Raw genomic sequence first — 17,574 nt, 5'->3', positions numbered from 1 at the left:
AAGCACACTCGAGGACAACTGCTGATCCCGATCGGGGGTCGCGGATTCTGCGGCGTCGGGTACGGATCCGGCGCAGCGGGTACGCACACAGCTGGCGCTTATGTTGCGCCAATCGGAAGCCCATGTTGGGCCGCAACGATTCTCGGGTCGGGCGGTAGTTGCCGGCCGATGGTTTCGGATCGAGATCCGAGAACAGGAGGAACCGTTGATGGGTTTCAAGTCGAAGCTGGTGACGACCGCTGCGGCCGGTGCGGTGGCGCTCGGGCTGCTGGGTGTCGGTGCGGGCGTCGCGAGTGCGGATCAGCCGCCGCAGGCACCCGCGTCGGGGCAGCAGTGTCCGCCGCCGCCCGGTGACCACCAGGGTCCGCCTCCCGGCGATCACCAGGGACCGCCGCCCGGTGACCAGCAGGGTCCGCCTCCTGGCGATCACCAGGGTCCGCCCCCGGGTGACCAGCAGGGTCCGCCGCCGCAGTGCCAGCCGCCCGCCCAGTAACCGTCGCCCCGACGGCCCCGTGTCCAGTGGATACGGGGCCGTTCGCGTTGTGCACCGGGGCGCGCGACTGTCGGCCGATGTTCGGTTCACCTAGCCCGAGTTGCCGTAATCTTCCAGTCAGACCGGGGTGTGAGCGGGAGGACGGGACGATGACATATCCGCCGGGCGGGCAGCCGCCATTCGGAGATCCGCAGCAGCCGGGGCAGGGCTACGGACAACCGCAGCAACCGTACGGACAACCTCAGCAACCGTACGGTCAACCACAGCAACCGTACGGATATCCGCCGCAGGGCGGGCCGGGATACCCACCGCCGCAAGGCGGCCAGGGCTATCCACCTCCGCAAGGCGGCCAAGGTTACCCACCGCCGGGCGGTCCGGGCGGCTATCCCCCGCCGGGTTACCAGGGACCGCCGAAGAAGCGCCGGACGGGACTGATCATCGGACTGCTGGTGCTGGTGCTCGTCATCGCCGGTGCGGTGGCCGCGGGCGTGCTGCTGACCGTGCAGGGTAAAACGCCGCTGGCCTCGGACGAGAAGAAGATCCAGGTGGCGATCCACGACTTCTACGACACACTCGGGTCGGATGGTTTCGCCGCCGCGGCAGCCAAGGCGTGCACGGCCGATCGCGCGGAGTTCGACACATTGACCGAAGAGCAGAAGAAGGATTTCGATACCGCCAAGATCGACGTCAGCATCGACAAGATCGACAACATCGTCATCACCGGCGACCGGGCCACCGCCAAGATCACCGGCAAACTCACGCTGACGATTCCGGGCGAGGTGCCCGATACCGACACCGGCACCACCGAGCACCTGAAAAAGGAAGACGGTAAGTGGAAGGTCTGCTCGGCGGAGTCGGGTAAGAACTGACGTAATCTCGTCGGATGAGCTGCTGCGGATCGTCGCGCCGGACCTTCCTCAGCGCAGTCGGGCTGGCCGCACTCACCGCCGTTGCCGACCCGATTTCGGTTCGGGCCCAACCGAATCCACTCTTGGCAACCGATCTGGAAGTCGTCACCGTCACCGATCGATCGGTGATCCTCACCTGGACGACGGTGGCCCCCGATCCAGCCGGGCGACTGCTGCCGGTCGATACCGACGCCGAAGTGCGCCTGGGCCCAGCGGACTCGCCACTGGCTCCGGCGACGGCCTACGCCGAGGACGAGCGCACCCCGTTCCACTATGCGCAGATCGATGGTCTCGAACCGGGCCGCGCCTACCGCTTCGAGGCCTGGTCGAACGGCGCGAGGGCCGCGCCCGCCCTCTCATTGACCACCCTGGCACCTGGAAGTCCGGAATCCACCGGCGAGTTCACCACCCTGACACCACCGCCGGGCCGCCCGCTGCGCACCCTCGCCCTCGCCAACGACGTGCACTACGGCGAGCGGGTGAGCGGACTCATCGTCGACAACGTGCCGCCGGGCTTTCGGCAGGAGCCGGGGCTGCCGCCGTATCCGGAGGTGATGCTGGCCGCACTGCTCGATGATCTGCGCCGCCCTGACCGCGGCGCCGGCACACTGCTGATCGCGGGCGATCTCACCGCCGAGGCGAAACCCGAGGAATCGCGCGGAGTCCGCGCACACCTCGACGCGTGGGGTACACAGGGCCGCGACTACCTCGCCGTGCGCGGCAATCACGACCGCCCGCACGTCGGATCGGACTATCAGGGCTGCGCGCCCGCGCCCGCGGATCACTACGACTGTTGGGCCGCGGAATTCCATCCACGTCAGCAGCTGATCGAGCACGAGACGCGTGGCCTGCGTTTACTCGGTCTGGACACCAGTGAACTCGACGGTTCGGGCGGCAGTATCGAGCGCCCGCAATTCGACCGGCTGGCCGAACTACTGCGCGACGATCCGGACCGCCCGACGCTGGTATTCGGCCACCACCCCGTGACCATCGAGTCCGGGCTGACCAATACCGCCGGACCGGGTTTCGTCCTCAACCGCCCCGACAGCCTCGAACTCCAGACGCTCTACGAACGTGCCCCTGGCGTATTCCTGCAGCACAGCGGCCATACCCACCGCAACCGCCGCACCCGTCCCGACACCACCTGCGCGGTCGAGTTCCTGGAGGTGGCCGCAGTCAAGGAGTATCCGGGCGGCTACAGCCTGCTGCGCCTGTACGAGGGCGGGTACATGATCAACTTCTACAAAACCCGCACCGCGGCCGCCTGCCAATGGAGCGCGACCACCCGCGGCGAATACTTCGGACTGTTGCCGGATTACACCCTTGGCACCTTCGCCGACCGCAATCACGTTGTGCTGCGGGACTTCTCGGGATTGTCCTGACCGCTGCGGAAGATCGCGCCGGCCGCGGCTATACCGATATCATCCGCGCACGTCGAACGCGGTATCTTGCTTAGGTAAGCCTCATCATATGAAGTGAAACCTTGCACGCGTCGGAAGGACTCGAACATGCCGATCAGATGGAAATCGATTTCCGCGGCTTTAGCCGTCGCCGTAGCAGCGCTCGGCGTGGCGGCCTGCTCGAATTCCTCGGACGACAAGAACGAGATCACCGTCTACAACGCGCAGCACGAATCTCTCACCAAGGAATGGGTGGACGCGTTCACCAAGGAGACCGGCATCAAGGTCACGTTGCGGCAGGGCGGCGACACCGACCTGGGCAACCAGCTGGTCGCCGAGGGCGCCGCCTCTCCGGCCGATGTCTTCCTCACCGAGAACTCCCCCGCCATGGCGCTGGTGGAGAACGCCGGACTCTTCGCCGACCTGGACAAGCAGACCCTGGACCAGGTGCCGGCGCAGTTCCGCCCGTCTACCGGCAAGTGGACCGGAATCGCCGCCCGCTCAACGGTTTTCGTCTACAACAAGGACAAGGTCGCGGCCGACCAGCTGCCCGCCTCGCTGCTGGATCTGGCGCAGCCGCAGTGGAAGGGCCGCTGGGGTGCCGGCGTTTCGGGCGCCGACTTCCAGGCCATCGTCGCGGGTCTGCTCGCCCTGAAGGGTGAGGATGCGACCAAGGCCTGGCTCAAGGGCATGAAGGACAACGCCACCGCGTTCCCGAACAATGTCGCCACCATGAAGGCGGTCAACTCCGGCCAGCCCGACGGCGGCGTGATCTACCACTACTACTGGTACCGCGACCAGGCCAACACCAAGGAGAGCAGCAACAACACCGCGCTGCACTACTTCAAGAACCAGGATCCCGGCGCCTTCGTCTCGGTTTCCGGTGGCGGCGTGCTGAAATCGAGTAAGAAGCAGGAGTCGGCGCAGAAGTTCCTGGCGTTCATCACCGGCAAGACCGGACAGGAGATCCTGCGCGACGGCGACTCGATGGAGTACCCGGTCGCCAGTGGTATCGCGGCCAATCCGGCGCTGCCGCCGCTGGCCTCGCTGCAGGCACCGGCCGTCGACCCGAGCAAGCTCGACGCCAAGAAGGTGACGGCGCTGATGACCGAGGCGGGTCTGCTCTAGTCATGGCCCTTCGGACCGCTGTCGTCGCACCCCGGGTCGGAAGACCCGGGCCCCTCGTCACGACCGTCGCCCTGCTGTTGGTGGCGGCGACGTTCGTGCCGCTCGGCTACATCGTGTCCACCATCTTCTCGACCGGCCTGCATGAGGCCGCACACCTGGTATTCCGCCCCAGAGTCGGTGACCTGCTGCGCAATACGACCGGACTCGTGGTGGTCACCGTGCCCATCTGCGTGGTGCTCGGCGTCGGGCTGGCCTGGGTGGTCGAGCGGACGAATGTACCGGGCGCGGCGTGGTGGGGGCCGGTTTTCGCGGCTCCGCTCGCCGTGCCCGCGTTCGTGAACAGCTACGGCTGGGTCAGTGTCTTCCCGACCATGCACGGGCTGTCGGCCGGCGTGGTGATCTCCACGATGTCGTATTTCCCGCTGGTGTACCTGCCGGCTGCGGCCACGCTACGTCGCCTCGATCCGGCGGTGGAGGAGTCGGCGCGCGCGCTCGGCTCCGGTCCGGTCGCGGTCTTCGCCCGAATCGTATTGCCGCAGTTGCGGTTGGCCATCCTCGGTGGTGGGCTGCTGATCGCACTGCATCTGCTCGCCGAGTACGGAGCATTCGTAATGATCCGGTTCGACACCTTCACCACCGCGATCTTCGAGCAGTACCAATCCAGTTTCGCCGGACCGGCGGGCAGCATGCTGGCCGGTGTATTGGTGCTGTGCTGCCTGGTGCTGCTCGCGGTCGAGGCAGGAGCGCGCGGTAAAGCGCGCTACGCCAGGATCGGCAGCGGTGCACCACGCGCGGCGGCCCGAGTCGCCTTGGGGCCCAGCGTTGTTCCGGTCCTGATCGCCTTGGCCGCGGTCGTGGTCGGTTCGATCGGGGTGCCGATGTGGACCATCGTGCGGTGGCTGCGCATCGGTGGCGCGAAGGTTTGGGATCTCACCGAGATCGGCACGGCGCTCGGGCAGACCATCGGACTCGCGGCGCTGGCCGCGGTGCTCACCACGCTGTGCGCATTTCCGGTGGCCTGGATCGCGGTCCGCGCCACCTCGGCGTTCGCCCGAATCGTGGAGGGCGCCAACTACATCACCAGCGCTCTGCCGGGCATCGTGATCGCACTGGCCATGGTGACCGTCACCATTCGGTGGGCGCCGCCGCTGTATCAAACGGTGACCATGGTCGTCGCGGCCTATGTGCTGATGTTCCTGCCACGGGCTTTGGTGAGCGTGCGCGCCGGGCTGGCGCAGGTGCCGATCGGACTGGAGGAAGTGTCGCGCTCGCTCGGAAAGTCCGGTCCGGTCACCTTCTTTCGCGTCACACTGCGGCTGACCGCGCCCGCCGCGGCGGCGGCCGGCGCGCTCGTCTTCGTGGCCGTCGCGACCGAATTGACCGCGACATTGCTGTTGGCGCCCAGCGGAACTCGCACGCTGGCGATGCGATTCTGGTCGCTGTCGGGCGAATTGGATTACGCCGCGGCCGCCCCCTACGCACTGATCATGATCGTCGCCGCGATTCCGGTGACATATCTGCTGTTCACCCAATCCAGGAAGGCGGCCGGGTTATGAGTCAGCTTGTCGTGGCGGATGTTTCGAAGACCTTCGGCCAGCATCGAGTGCTCGGCGGGATCAGTCTGGAAGTGCCCGACGGTGGTTCGACCGCGGTGGTCGGCTCGTCGGGGTGCGGGAAGACGACGCTGCTTCGGGTCATCGCCGGATTCGAGTGTCCGGATGCGGGTTCGGTCGCCATCGGCGCGCAAACGGTGACCCGGGATCGATTCTCGGTGCCGCCGCAGCGGCGCAATGTCGGTTACGTCGCGCAGGACGGCGCGCTGTTCCCGCATCTGACGGTCGGCCAGAACATCGCCTACGGCCTGCGCGGCGGCTTCGGTGGGCTGCGGCGCGGCGCGAATCGGGTGCGTGAACTGCTGGAGATGGTCTCGCTCGATCCGTCCTATGCCGATCGCCGCCCCCATCAGCTCTCCGGTGGCCAGCAGCAGCGCGTGGCCCTCGCTCGGGCACTCGCGCGCAAGCCCGACGTCATGCTGCTCGATGAGCCTTTCAGCGCCCTCGATGCCGGACTGCGCGCCACCACCCGCCAGGCCGTCGCCGAGACGCTGCGCGCCGCGGGTATGACCAGCATCCTGGTCACCCACGACCAAGAGGAGGCGCTCTGCTTCGCCGAGCAGGTCGCGGTCATGCGCGAGGGCGTTTTCACCCAGGTCGGCGCTCCGGAGCAGGTCTATGCCGCACCCACCGACCTGTTCACCGCGAAGTTCCTGGGGGACTGCGTATTGCTCGACGCGGTGGTCGACGGCGAGGTGGCCAAGTGCGCGCTCGGGCGGATCCCGGTGCAGAAGGCCGCGCCGTCCGGCCAGACGACCATTATGATCCGGCCGGAACAGCTTGTGGCGCAGGTTGTTTCGGATAGCGAACCGAGCAGCGGCATCGTGCGCGACGTGGAGTTCCGCGGCGCGGACGTCATGCTGACCATCGCACTGGACGGGGATGCCGACCCGGTACGGGTGCGCCGGGCCAGTGTTTCCGCGCCGACCGCGGGCCAGCGCGTCCACCTGGATGTGATCGGCACCGCCGTGGCCTATGAAGCGGCGGCCTGAAAACCATGGGACACCCGGCTCGGCGGTGGCGTATCACCGAGCCGGGCACCCATGCAGGCGCACCCATTTCCTTGGAGCGAGCGGCGGGAATTGAACCCGCGTAAACGGCTTTGCAGACCGTTGCCTCAACCACTCAGCCACGCCCGCCTCGCCATGAATATTGCCGTCGCCTCATCGAATTGCCCACGGTTGCACTCACAGTGATCTGAACAGGTAAGCAACAACTGATTTCGCAAGGACAGGTAACTCACCGGGTACGCCCAAACCTCAGCCAGGCACTCAACCGCCGGTCCGCACTGCAACCTTCGTTGCACTCACCAGTCGGCTGAAGGTCCGGGGAGGCGGGGGAGCATGCAATGATCGAAACCATGTCACGGCCACGACCACTTCCGACGGATCCGATCGAGGAGGCCCACCGCCAATGGGTCGGCCACGGCTGGGGCGATGTCGCCGACGGGATGGCAGCGGTGACCTCGCTGGTGCGGGCCCAGCAAATCGTGATGGCTCGGGTGGACGAGGCCTTGAAACCAACCGGTCTGACTTTCTCCCGATATGAGCTTCTCATGTTGCTGGCTTTCAGCAAGACAGGTGCACTGCCGATGGCGAAGGCCAGCGCGCGCCTGCAGGTGCACCCGACCAGCGTGACGAATACCGTCGACCGACTCGAGGCCGCGAAGCTCGTCGAGCGCGTGCCGCACCCCAGCGACCGGCGCGCCACGCTCATCGAAATCACCACTGCCGGAAAGGAATTGGTCGCCAAGGCGACCGAGGAACTCAACGCGAAAGTCTTTGCGCTGCCGGGTTTGCCGCCGGATCGGCTGCACACTCTGCTGCAGTTGCTCGCGGAATTCCGGCACGCCGCTGGCGACTTCGATACCGGCGCGGAATCCGCGCACTGGTCGGCACACGAACACTGACGAACCGCGCCAACCGGTCGGTCTATTACACCGCACCAACGAATCCCCGGTAACGGTCTGGCATCCAACTAGCGAATTCCCCGCCCCGCCGTCTTGGCAGCGGACTCGAAAGAGTCCACCATGGAGTCCATGGTGCTGGTCTTGGGGGTATCGGCGGGCGCTGGTGGTGCCCGCGCGATGCTGACGCATTCCGATCAGCCGCATCTTCCCCCGATCGATCGATGCCAGGTGCCGCGTCGGGCGGGTGGTGGGGTCGAGGAACCGGTCTTCGAGGCGATCCGCCAGATGCGCGCGGCCGCCGACCGGCGCGACGAGCTGATCACCGGAACCGCGGTGACCTGTCGCTGCCCGCTGCACGCCGACGCCATCCGGGCCACCGCGGGCCGGACCAGGCTCACCATCATCGACGAACCGCTGGCCCAGCTGCGCTACCTGCGGTTCACCGGCCGACTGCCCACCAGCGGCTCGGTGATCCTCTACGACCTCGGCAGCTCCGGCCTGACCATCACCCACGCCGACTGCCGCACCGACACCATCCTTTCCAGCAAACGCAGCACAGTACTCGGCGGCGACGGCTACGACGCACTGCTGCGCTGGCAGCTGGCCCGCGGCGGTGTGCTCACCGATAAATTGACCAGCCGTCGGCACCGCGAGGAGCTCAGCAGCGCCCGGGTGATCACCGCCATGGACGCCAGTTCCGGCGGACGCGCCGTGATCACCCGCAGTGACCTCGCCGAATTGTGCGCCGCGGGCATCCATCATTCGGCATCGTTCGTGCGCCAGCTGATCGAACAGACCGGCATCCAGCCGGAGGCACTGGTGCTGGTCGGCGGCTGCACGCGCAATCCGAACATCCGCGAAGAGCTGGCCGAGATGATCGAACTGCCGGTCGTCTACGACTCGGAGCCGGAGTACGTCTCGGCGCGCGGTGCGGTGTTGGTCGCCGCGGAACGCCCGTCCGGCGATGTGCGAATGGCGCGGCTGCGCAGCGGCGCACTGACGACCGGCGCACTCGTACCGACCACCGTCGGCCGTCGAAAACTTATTGCCGCCGTCGCGGTTACGGTCGCGCTCGGCGCGACCATCGCGGGGATACTCACCATGGACCGCAGCGCGGCACAGACCCCCGATGGCGGAAACGCGCCGACGCCGGTTGAAGTGGCCGGCATTCCGCCGACCCCGCTCAATTGAGCGTTAAGAAGTCCATAAGCCGATCTTGTGGCGAGCTCTCTACGGTGAACACATCCGATCAACTGATCTTCAGGGGAGTTCACCGATGGCATTCGCGAATTCGTGGCAGATGTTCAAGACTTCGGCAGCAGTATTGAAATCGCGCAAGGAATTAGCGGTATTCCCGGTTCTCTCGGGTGCGGCGAGTGTTGTTGTCACCATTTCGTTCGTCGTCCCGATCATCGCCAGTGGTATCTGGGACAAATCGTCGAACACCACCTACGTCCTGTTCGGACTGATGTACCTGGTCTCGGCCTTCGTCACGATCTTCTTCAACGCGGCGTTGATCTCGCAGGCGAATATCGCATTGCAGGGTGGGGATCCCAGTGTCGCCGGTGGCCTGCGTGCGGCCGGTGCACGGTGGCCGCAGATCCTGCTGTGGGCGGCGATATCGGCGACGGTGTCGCAGGCGGTGCGCTATCTGCAGGACCGGGTCCCGTTCCTCGGCACTATTCTGGCCGCCATCGCCGGAACCGCCTGGCAGGTGATCACCTTCCTCGTACTGCCGAAGATCGTGCTGGAGGATCGCACTGTCGTTGCGGCGGTGAAAGATTCGTCGGCCGCGCTGAAGCGGACCTGGGGCGAGAACCTGGTCGGCAATGCCGGTCTCGGACTGTTCGGCGTGCTGCTCGCACTGCCCGGCGTGCTGGTGATCGTCGCGGGCTTCGTCCTGTTCGGCGCGAGTGCCGGTGCCGCGCTTGCGGTTATCGCACTCGGCATTGCCTGGATCATCGCGAGTGCGGTGGTGGTATCGGCCGTATCCGGCATCTACCAGACGGCGCTGTACCGCTTCAGCGCTGATGGCAACGTCCCGGTCGCCTTCGCGACGGCGGATCTGTCGCAGTCGTTCCGTCGCCGCCGATAGCAGCCGAAAACAACTGTGCCCGGCCGAGATCCACTCGGCCGGGCACTCGGGGACGGTAGCCGACGGAGTCGGCGGGGTGGGTTGATCTCGGGGACGGCAGCCGACGGAGTCGGCGGGGCGGGTTGATCTCGGGGACGGCAGCCGACGGAGTCGGCGGGGCGGGTAGATCTCGGGGACGGCAGCCGACGGAGTCGGCGGGGTGGGTAGATCTCGGGGACGGCAGCCGACGGAGTCGGCGGGGTGGGTTAATACAGTCGTGCGCGAATCAGCGGTTGCTGAACTTCGCCGGACGCTTCTCCACGAAGGCGCTCATACCTTCCTTCTGATCCTCGATCGCGAACAGCGAGTGGAACACCCGGCGCTCGAAGCGCAGGCCCTCGGCCAGGGTGGTCTCGAAGGAACGGTTCACCGCCTCCTTCGCGATCATGGTGACCGGCAACGACATCGAGGCGATGGTCTCGGCGACCTCGAGTGCGGTGTCGAGCAGTTCGGCCGCGGGGACGATGCGCGAGACGAGTCCGGCGCGCTCGGCCTCATCGGCATCCATATTGCGGCCGGTCAGCACCAGATCCATGGCCTTGGCCTTGCCGATCGCGCGAGTAAGGCGCTGCGAACCGCCGATACCGGGGATGACGCCGAGCTTGATCTCGGGCTGACCGAACTTGGCGTTATCGGCGGCGAGCAGGATGTCGCAGATCATGGCCAGTTCGCAGCCGCCACCCAGCGCGTAACCGGCGACGGCGGCGATGGTGGGCTTGCGGAACTGCGCCAGCCGGTCCCAGCGGGCGAAGTAGTCGTTCATGAACATATCCATGTACGACTTGGGCTGCATCTCCTTGATATCGGCGCCCGCCGCGAAGGCCCGGTCCGAACCGGTGATGACGATGGCCCCGATCGCCTCGTCGTGCTCGAGTTCGTCGAGCGCGGCGATGACGTCGTCGAGGACCTGCCCATTCAGCGCGTTCAGCGCCTTCGGGCGGTTCAGCGTGATCCAGCCGACTCGGCCCTTGCGCTCGAGCAGAATCGTCTCAAAGTCTGTCACTCGGCACCTTCTCGGTCGGAACGGTTACGTATGTCGGTGACGATAGCCGAGAAGTCCTTACCGGCCTGCGCCTGGTTGAACCGGGCGTAGATCTCGGCGGCGAGCAGTCCGAGCTGCCCGTCGATGCCATTGTCGCGCAGGGCGTTCGCGGCCAGGCCCAGGTCCTTGGTCATCAGTGCGGTGGCAAATCCGGGCTGATAGTCGTTGTTGGCGGGGCTGGTCGGGACCGGGCCGGGGACCGGACAGTAGCTGGTCAGCGCCCAGCTCTGCCCCGAGGCGGTGGAGACCACGTCGAAGAACGACTGGTGGCTCAGGCCCAGCTTCTCACCGAGCACCAGGGCCTCGGACAGGCCGACCATCGAGATGCCGAGCAGCATGTTGTTGCAGATCTTGGCGGCTTGGCCAACACCGGAGCCGCCACAGTGCACGACCTTGCCGCCCATGACCTCGAGTACGTCGAGCGCGTCGGCGAAGTCGGCCTCGCCGCCGCCGACCATGAAGGTCAGCGTGCCCGCCGCCGCACCGGCGACACCGCCGGAGACCGGGGCGTCCAGTGCGCGGTGGCCGGCGCCGAGGGCCAGCTCGGCGGCGGCCTTGGCGTCGGCGACGTCGATGGTGGAGCAGTCGATGAACAGCGTGCCCGGAGCGGCGGCCGGGAGCAGGTCGGCATAGACGTCGAGGACCAATTTGCCGTTGGGCAGCATGGTGATCACGACATCACGGTCGGCGGCGGCCTTCGCGGCGGAATCCACCACGGTGGCACCGTCTTTCGCCGCCTGTTCCTGTGCGGTAGGGACCGGGTCGAAGGCGAGGACGTCGTAGCCCGCCTCGACCAGGTTCGCGGCCATCGGTCCGCCCATGTGACCGAGGCCGAGGAAACCGATCTTCTTACTCACTTGTCTGCCTCCAAACCCAGTTCCTTATCGCCCAATTCGGCGAAATACGCGTCGACTTGCTCGGTGGTGACCTCGGCGAGTGTCGCGGGCGACCACTGTGGGTTGCGGTCCTTGTCGATCACCTGGGCGCGGATGCCCTCGACCAGATCGTGCGAGGCCAGCGAGGCGATCGAGACGCGGTACTCCTGGTTCAGCACGGCTTCCAGGCTCGGCGCGGTACGGGCAGCGCGCAGCGAACGGAGCGTCACTTTTAGTGCCACAGGCGATTTGGTGAGGATGTCACCGGCGGCCTTGGCCGCCTCCGGCGAACCGTGTGACCGCAGCCGGTCGACGATTTCTTCGACGGTGTCCGCGCTGTAGCAGGCATCGATCCAGTCCTGCTGCGCCACCAACTCGGATTCCGGTGCGTCCGCGGCGAATTTGGCGATCGCGATCTCGGCAGTCTCGGTGCGCAGCGTTTCCAGCAGTGCCGGAATGTGTTCCGAGGCCACGTAGTAATCGGCGAAGTCCGCGGCGATGGCGTCACCGGCGGTCATCCGCGCGGTGGTCAGCGCGACGTGTGTGCCGATTTCGCCCGGGGTGCGGGCGAGCAGGTAGGTGCCGCCGACATCCGGGATGAAGCCGATGCCGACCTCGGGCATGCCGATCTTGGAACGCTCGGTGACGATGCGGTGGCTGCCGTGGCCGGAAAGCCCGACACCGCCGCCCATCACGATGCCGTCCATGATCACGACGTAGGGCTTCGGGTAACGGCCGATCAGGGCGTTGAGGACGTATTCGTCGCGCCAGAACCGGCCGGTCGCCGAATCAGCGCTGACAGTACCGCTTTTCGCGTCGTTGTGGATGGCGACGATATCGCCGCCCGCGCAGAGCCCGCGCTCCCCCGCGCCGGTGACGACGACGGTACGGACCTCGTCGTCGTCGGCCCACACCTGCAGCGCGGCGGTAATGGCAAGGGCCATTGGATGATTCAGCGCATTGATGGCCTTGGGCCGGTTCAGCGTGATCAGACCGAGTCCGTCCCGCTTATCGATGAGAACTTCGGATTCCGTCATGCTGCTCCTACCACCGAGCGGGCAACGACCACCCGCATGATTTCGTTGGTGCCCTCCAGAATCTGGTGCACCCGTAGATCGCGGACGATCTTCTCCACGCCGTATTCGGCCAGGTAGCCGTAGCCGCCGTGCAACTGCAGCGCCTTGTTCGCGACCTCGAATCCGGCGTCGGTAGTGAATCGCTTTGCCATGGCGCACAATTCGACCTTGTCGTCGGCGTCGGCATCCAGCGCCGCCGCGGCCCGCCACAGCAGGGTGCGCGCCGCCTCCAGCGAGGTGCGCATATCCGCGAGCTGGAATTGCAGTGCCGGATTGTCGAGCAGTCGTCCGCCGAAGGCCTTGCGCTCGGCCAGATATGCCACCGACTTGTCCAGTGCGGACTGCCCGCCGCCGAGCGAGCAGGCGGCGATATTCAGCCGACCGCCGTTGAGCCCGTTCATCGCGATCCGGAAGCCATTGCCTTCGACACCGAGCATATTGGCGGCGGGCACCCTGGCGTTGTCCAGGATCACCTGACGAGTGGGCTGCGCATTCCAGCCCATCTTCTTTTCATTGGCGCCGAAGGAGATTCCCGCAGTGTCGGCCGGGACGATGAACGCCGAGATACCACTCGCGCCGGTATCGCCGGTGCGCGCCATGATGACGTACACGTCCGTACTGCCCGCGCCGGAGATGAATTGTTTGACCCCGGTGAGCAAGTAGTCCGCACCGTCGCGAACGGCCTTGGTGCTCAGGGCCGCCGCATCCGATCCGGCGCCCGGCTCGGTGAGCGCATAGCTGCCCAGCCACTCCATCGAGGTCAGCCGGGGCAGCCAGTGGTTGCGCTGCTCGTCGTTGCCATAGCTGTCGATCATCCACGAAACCATGTTGTGGATGGAGATATACGCCGCGATGGCGGGACAGCCGGTGGCCAGCTGCTCGAAGATGCGCACGGCATCGAGCCTGCGCAGCCCGGAGCCGCCGACATCCTCACGGATGTAGATGCCGCCCATGCCGAGTGAACCCGCCTTGCGCAGCACATCCACTGGAAAGTGCTTCTGCTCATCCCAGTCGAGGGCGTTCGGGGCGAGATATTCGTCGGCGAAGTCGCGTGCCATCTCGGTGATGGCGCGCTCGTCGTCATCGAGTACGAACACTGTCGTCAACCTCCCGTCGGTGAGCTGATCAGTCCATCGTCGGGATGACGAAGTGGTTGCTGTCCTTCAGGCCGGCGGGCCAGCGCTGGGTGACCGTCTTGGTCTTGGTGTAGAACTTGATCGAGTCCGGGCCGTGCTGGTTCAGGTCGCCGAAGCCGGAGCGCTTCCAACCGCCGAAGGTGTGGTACGCGATCGGCACCGGGATCGGCACGTTGATGCCGACCATGCCGACCTGCACGCGGGCGGCGAAATCGCGAGCGGTGTCACCGTCGCGGGTGAAGATCGCGACACCGTTGCCGTATTCGTGGTCGTTGGGCAGGGCCAGCGCCTCGTCGTAATCCTTGGCACGCACGATCGTCAGCACGGGGCCGAAGATCTCTTCCTGGTAGATCCGCATTTCCTTGGTGACGTTGTCGAAAAGCGTTGCGCCGGTGAAGTAACCGCCTTCGCCGCCGTCGACCGCCAGACCGCGGCCATCGATCACCAGTTCGGCGCCCTCGTCGACACCGATCTGCACATAGTTCTCGACCCGGCCGAGCGCGTCCTTGGTGACCAGCGGGCCGAAATCGGCACCCGCGTCGTCGGAGCGTCCGACGTTCAGCTTGGCGATTCGCTCGATCAGCTTCTCGCGCAGGCGATCGGCGGTCTCCTGCCCGACCGGCACGGCGACCGAGATGGCCATGCAGCGCTCGCCGGCCGAGCCGTAGCCCGCGCCGATGAGCTGATCGGCGACATCGTCGAGATCGGCGTCGGGCATGACGATCGCGTGGTTCTTCGCACCGCCGAAGCACTGCGCGCGTTTGCCGTTCGCGGTCGCGGTCTCGTAGATGTACTGCGCGATCGGGGTGGAGCCGACGAAGCCGACGGCCTTGACGGTCGGCGAGTGCAGGATCGCGTCGACCGCTTCCTTATCGCCGTTGACGACATTGAATACGCCCGCGGGCAGACCCGCCTCGAGGAACAGCTCGGCCAGCCGCAGCGGTACCGAGGGGTCGCGCTCGGATGGCTTGAGCACGAAGGCATTTCCGCACGCCAGCGCCGGACCGGCCTTCCACAGCGGGATCATGGCCGGGAAGTTGAACGGGGTGATGCCCGCGACGACGCCGAGCGGCTGCCGCATCGAGTAGACGTCGATGCCGGTGCCCGCGCTCTCGGTGTACTCACCCTTGAGCAGATGCGGGATGCCCGCCGCGAATTCGATGACCTCGATACCGCGCTGGATATCGCCCCTGGCGTCCGCGATGGTCTTGCCGTGCTCCGCGGACAGCAGTGCCGCGAGGGAATCCATCTCGTCCTGCACCAGGGTCAGGAACTTCATCAGCACCCGCGCCCGCTTCTGCGGGTTGAACGCGGCCCACACCTGCTGCGCCTCGGCCGCGTTCGCGATCACGGCGTCGACCTCGGCCTTACTCGCCAACGGCACCCGCGCCTGCACCTGGCCGGTATTCGGATCGAAGATATCGCCGAAGTTGCCCGAGGCCCCGGCGACCTGCTGCCCGCCGATGAAATGAGTCAGTTCGCGAACCATGCCAGTCCTGTTCTCCTAGTCGACGCCGCGCGAAACGCGATCTGCGGTCATCCTATAGTTGGACGTCCAAACAAATACAGGCGCGCGGACAGACTGTGATTCATCCCACGAGCCAGCGCCTACGCCCGCACCACCGACGGCACGATCCGGCGCAGCGCGAATTCGCGCAGGTCAGCCTCGGTCCGCAGCGGCGGCGACCGGCAACGTCTCATGCGGATCGATGGCCAGCGCGTTGGCGAGAATCCGGTTGTTGCGCCGTACGGAAGCTTCGCGACCGCGCCTACATCAACATGGAGCGAGCCGTGGCCTAGCTCTGGCCGGGACGCTGTGTGTCACGCGACGGCGATCGGGTGAGCAATCGCGTGCCCACGGCGAGCACTACCGCGCCGACTATCACGATCGCGACCAGGACGCCGGCTTCGCCATCGAACAGTCGGCCGACCCCCATAGCCACGGCGAGCGCGACCGTCGCGCTGCCGCCGATCACGAGCACTGCCGAGCGTTGCGTGGCATACAGCACGAAACAAACGACGGCCACCAGCGCGGTGAGCACGAATCCCTGCTGCTCCGGGCTGCTGTCGACAGTCACCGCGCCCGTCACCGAGATGAGGATCGCCACGATATATCCCGCCCAGTTTTCGACGAATACGCCGAACCTGGTGAGCGCGAACCAGATCGCGCCGAGGGCGAGCAGGCCGAGGCCGACCCAGACTTCCTCGACGTCGAACACCTCGTCGAGCACTACCAAGACCAGGCCGACGCTGTACCAAGCCGCAGCGAAGATGCCGATCACCGACGGCAGGGCCAGATAGCCGAGAAGGGCCACCACCAGACCCGCTATGCAGGCGCAGACCAACGCACGGTCCGGATTGCTATCGAGAGCCGAGCCCACCGATACGGCAACCGATATGGAAGCGAGCGCGAACAGCACCGTGGCGAGCCGCGAGCGGGACGTGTGTGAGACCGGAGTGCGGCTGAACAATCCGGAGATGCCACCGGCGAGCGCGATCGCGCCGACGGCGAGGCCGACGGATACCAGCGCGAAGATGACAATGCGGCCGGTCCGCTGCAGGTCGTCCCAGGAAGAGGTGAGTAATAGGGCGAGGGCGCCGAGCATCGCACCCGCGCCGATATACGCGGCGATCTCGGCGAGCAGTTTGCCCGGCGACTGGGGCTTCTCCTGCTCCGCTGCTAATGCCGTCGTGACCGCATCGCGCTGAGCGTCGGTCAATACACCTTGGTCGACCAGCCGCTGTAGCGCCGCCCCCGACCGAACTTGTCTCCCCATACATCGAGTATGGCCGGTACACCGGCAGCCGTTAATACTCCTTGCCGATTCAAGACTCCGGACCGAGTTCGACGATGGTGCCGGGATGGGCCAGGGACGCGACCCTGATCGGGCCGCCCTTGGCCTGATCGATGATCTGGCCCTGCCAGGCGACGAAGCAGGAGGCGATCTCGCTGTTGTAGACGTTGGTCAGTATCGGGGTGAGAGCCTTTGCCAGGTCGCCCTCGGCGGCGATGAGCTGATCACGGTAGGGGCCGTAGTAGGGCAGGATCGCTTGCAGTACAACGGCTTCCACAGCCTGCACCTGGGTGATCAGCGGATCGATGAGTGGCTGGTACTGGGTGATCACGGGCGCGATCTCGGCGAGGACAGGGCCGACCAGTTGCAGGATCGGCTGGTAGACCGAGCCGAGGGCGAAGGCCTCGGAGGAGAACGGGCCGGCCAAGGGGGCGAGGCCGATGAGTGAGGCGAGGCCGCCCTGTTGCTTCGGGGCGGGCCAGCCGAGTGGGCAGGCCGATTGGGTGTTGACCGCGGGGGTGGCGAATGGGCTGGCGCCGAGGGGAATTGACGTTGCCGGGCCGGTTCCGGGGGTACCGCCGAGTGGGACCGAACTCGCGGGATCAGCTCCGGGTGCGCCGCCGAGCGGGACCGAGGTCGCGGGGCCGGTTGTGCCGGGGGTGGTTGCACTGGTGGCCGGACCGATCGCGACGGCGGCTGGGACGCCTGCCGCACCCAGCGGGACCGAAGCGGCGGGGGCACCGGCGGCAGCGCCCGCGGGTGGCGCGGCAGCTCCAGGCGTCGGCGGTGCGACCGGTGTCGATGCGGCGGCGGATGTCGGTGTCGCAGTGGACGTCGGCGTCGCGGTGGACTGTCCCGCAGTCGGCTGTTCCTGCTCGACCACGACCCTCGCGACCTCATCATCCTGGCGGACCGTCAACGCGGTCACCGCGACAGCGCTGCCGATTACGGTCAGCGCGGCGACCGCTCGGATGGCACCGGCGAGCCCTGGTCGTGTCGTAGTGCGAGTCATCGGACCGTACTCCTGTTCGTATCTGATGTGGCGGCGCCGCAGGCGAATTCGGC

Annotated in this window: 16 protein-coding genes and 1 tRNA gene; 9 read left to right on the top strand and 8 right to left on the bottom strand. The window is 66.5% G+C overall.

Annotated elements, in window-relative coordinates; all coding sequences use genetic code 11:
• Positions 1-208 precede the first annotated feature (208 nt).
• From OG874_RS41710 to OG874_RS41685, 6 genes are all read left to right on the top strand, one after another.
• Positions 209-493: a hypothetical protein gene (locus OG874_RS41710; protein ID WP_330252522.1), complete on the top strand. Its 285-nt coding sequence runs from the start codon at positions 209-211 to the stop codon at positions 491-493.
• A gap of 149 nt (positions 494-642) precedes the next feature.
• On the top strand, positions 643-1,362 hold the full coding sequence (locus OG874_RS41705; protein WP_330252521.1) for an Rv0361 family membrane protein: 720 nt from the start codon (positions 643-645) through the stop codon (positions 1,360-1,362).
• Between the two features lie 14 nt (positions 1,363-1,376).
• A complete protein-coding gene (locus OG874_RS41700) occupies positions 1,377-2,783 on the top strand; it encodes a metallophosphoesterase (RefSeq protein WP_330252520.1) in 1,407 nt (468 codons plus the stop codon).
• 126 nt (positions 2,784-2,909) lie between these two features.
• Entirely contained in the window at positions 2,910-3,929 is a 1,020-nt protein-coding gene (locus OG874_RS41695) for an iron ABC transporter substrate-binding protein (RefSeq protein WP_330252519.1), read from the top strand.
• Positions 3,930-3,931: 2 nt separating this feature from the next.
• Positions 3,932-5,485: an ABC transporter permease gene (locus OG874_RS41690; protein ID WP_330252518.1), complete on the top strand. Its 1,554-nt coding sequence runs from the start codon at positions 3,932-3,934 to the stop codon at positions 5,483-5,485.
• Positions 5,482-6,534: an ABC transporter ATP-binding protein gene (locus OG874_RS41685; protein WP_330252517.1), complete on the top strand. Its 1,053-nt coding sequence runs from the start codon at positions 5,482-5,484 to the stop codon at positions 6,532-6,534. The genes OG874_RS41690 and OG874_RS41685 overlap by 4 nt, the downstream gene beginning before the upstream one ends.
• A 72-nt stretch (positions 6,535-6,606) precedes the next feature.
• On the opposite strand, the gene OG874_RS41680 is transcribed toward OG874_RS41685, so the two are convergent.
• Positions 6,607-6,681: transfer RNA gene (locus OG874_RS41680), tRNA-Cys, on the bottom strand.
• Positions 6,682-6,902: 221 nt separating this feature from the next.
• Between OG874_RS41680 and OG874_RS41675 the strand changes: the two genes are divergently transcribed.
• The 3 genes from OG874_RS41675 to OG874_RS41665 all read left to right on the top strand — a co-directional run bounded on the left by OG874_RS41675 (position 6,903) and on the right by OG874_RS41665 (position 9,546).
• A complete protein-coding gene (locus tag OG874_RS41675; RefSeq protein WP_442943477.1) occupies positions 6,903-7,451 on the top strand; it encodes a MarR family winged helix-turn-helix transcriptional regulator in 549 nt (182 codons plus the stop codon).
• Positions 7,452-7,571: 120 nt separating this feature from the next.
• Positions 7,572-8,642 (top strand): Hsp70 family protein, encoded by a 1,071-nt coding sequence (locus tag OG874_RS41670; protein ID WP_330252515.1) that lies wholly within the window; start codon positions 7,572-7,574, stop codon positions 8,640-8,642.
• Positions 8,643-8,727: 85 nt separating this feature from the next.
• A complete protein-coding gene (locus OG874_RS41665) occupies positions 8,728-9,546 on the top strand; it encodes a DUF6159 family protein (RefSeq protein ID WP_330252514.1) in 819 nt (272 codons plus the stop codon).
• 265 nt (positions 9,547-9,811) lie between these two features.
• Here OG874_RS41665 and OG874_RS41660 read toward each other — a convergent pair whose 3' ends face one another.
• The 7 genes from OG874_RS41660 to OG874_RS41630 all read right to left on the bottom strand — a co-directional run bounded on the left by OG874_RS41660 (position 9,812) and on the right by OG874_RS41630 (position 17,521).
• On the bottom strand, positions 9,812-10,588 hold the full coding sequence (locus OG874_RS41660) for an enoyl-CoA hydratase (protein WP_330252513.1): 777 nt from the start codon (positions 10,586-10,588) through the stop codon (positions 9,812-9,814).
• The gene (gene mmsB / locus OG874_RS41655; RefSeq protein ID WP_330252512.1) at positions 10,585-11,484 is read right to left on the bottom strand and encodes a 3-hydroxyisobutyrate dehydrogenase; all 900 of its coding nucleotides are present in this window, start codon (positions 11,482-11,484) and stop codon (positions 10,585-10,587) included. Before mmsB ends, OG874_RS41660 begins: the two co-directional genes overlap by 4 nt.
• Positions 11,481-12,539, bottom strand: coding sequence for an enoyl-CoA hydratase/isomerase family protein (locus OG874_RS41650; RefSeq protein WP_330252511.1), 1,059 nt, complete (start codon positions 12,537-12,539; stop codon positions 11,481-11,483). The genes mmsB and OG874_RS41650 overlap by 4 nt, the downstream gene beginning before the upstream one ends.
• Positions 12,536-13,675 (bottom strand): acyl-CoA dehydrogenase family protein, encoded by a 1,140-nt coding sequence (locus OG874_RS41645; RefSeq protein WP_330252510.1) that lies wholly within the window; start codon positions 13,673-13,675, stop codon positions 12,536-12,538. Before OG874_RS41645 ends, OG874_RS41650 begins: the two co-directional genes overlap by 4 nt.
• 28 nt (positions 13,676-13,703) lie before the next feature.
• Positions 13,704-15,203 (bottom strand): CoA-acylating methylmalonate-semialdehyde dehydrogenase, encoded by a 1,500-nt coding sequence (locus OG874_RS41640; protein ID WP_330252509.1) that lies wholly within the window; start codon positions 15,201-15,203, stop codon positions 13,704-13,706.
• Positions 15,204-15,510: 307 nt separating this feature from the next.
• A complete protein-coding gene (locus tag OG874_RS41635) occupies positions 15,511-16,491 on the bottom strand; it encodes a DUF2157 domain-containing protein (RefSeq protein WP_330252508.1) in 981 nt (326 codons plus the stop codon).
• 49 nt (positions 16,492-16,540) lie between these two features.
• Positions 16,541-17,521 carry a hypothetical protein gene (locus OG874_RS41630; RefSeq protein ID WP_330252507.1) on the bottom strand — a complete coding sequence of 327 codons (981 nt, stop codon included), beginning with the start codon at positions 17,519-17,521 and terminating at the stop codon, positions 16,541-16,543.
• Positions 17,522-17,574 lie beyond the last annotated feature (53 nt).

Origin of the sequence: Nocardia sp. NBC_00565 (assembly GCF_036345915.1) — a bacterium.
GTDB lineage: Bacteria > Actinomycetota > Actinomycetes > Mycobacteriales > Mycobacteriaceae > Nocardia.
The sequence above is the reverse complement of the archived record's forward strand: the minus strand, read 5'-3'. Positions and strand labels throughout refer to the sequence as shown.

Bases quoted from the DNA above. Each gene is read 5' to 3' on its own strand.
- OG874_RS41695 (WP_330252519.1), top strand. From the start codon at position 2,910: ATGCCGATCAGATGGAAATCGATTTCCGCGGCTTTAGCCGTCGCCGTA.
- OG874_RS41670 (WP_330252515.1), top strand. From the start codon at position 7,572: ATGGAGTCCATGGTGCTGGTCTTGGGGGTATCGGCGGGCGCTGGTGGT.
- OG874_RS41640 (WP_330252509.1), bottom strand. From the start codon at position 15,203: ATGGTTCGCGAACTGACTCATTTCATCGGCGGGCAGCAGGTCGCCGGG.
- OG874_RS41665 (WP_330252514.1), top strand. From the start codon at position 8,728: ATGGCATTCGCGAATTCGTGGCAGATGTTCAAGACTTCGGCAGCAGTA.
- OG874_RS41650 (WP_330252511.1), bottom strand. From the start codon at position 12,539: ATGACGGAATCCGAAGTTCTCATCGATAAGCGGGACGGACTCGGTCTG.
- OG874_RS41705 (WP_330252521.1), top strand. From the start codon at position 643: ATGACATATCCGCCGGGCGGGCAGCCGCCATTCGGAGATCCGCAGCAG.
- OG874_RS41675 (WP_442943477.1), top strand. From the start codon at position 6,903: ATGTCACGGCCACGACCACTTCCGACGGATCCGATCGAGGAGGCCCAC.
- OG874_RS41685 (WP_330252517.1), top strand. From the start codon at position 5,482: ATGAGTCAGCTTGTCGTGGCGGATGTTTCGAAGACCTTCGGCCAGCAT.
- OG874_RS41700 (WP_330252520.1), top strand. From the start codon at position 1,377: ATGAGCTGCTGCGGATCGTCGCGCCGGACCTTCCTCAGCGCAGTCGGG.
- OG874_RS41710 (WP_330252522.1), top strand. From the start codon at position 209: ATGGGTTTCAAGTCGAAGCTGGTGACGACCGCTGCGGCCGGTGCGGTG.
- OG874_RS41690 (WP_330252518.1), top strand. From the start codon at position 3,932: ATGGCCCTTCGGACCGCTGTCGTCGCACCCCGGGTCGGAAGACCCGGG.
- OG874_RS41630 (WP_330252507.1), bottom strand. From the start codon at position 17,521: ATGACTCGCACTACGACACGACCAGGGCTCGCCGGTGCCATCCGAGCG.
- OG874_RS41635 (WP_330252508.1), bottom strand. From the start codon at position 16,491: ATGGGGAGACAAGTTCGGTCGGGGGCGGCGCTACAGCGGCTGGTCGAC.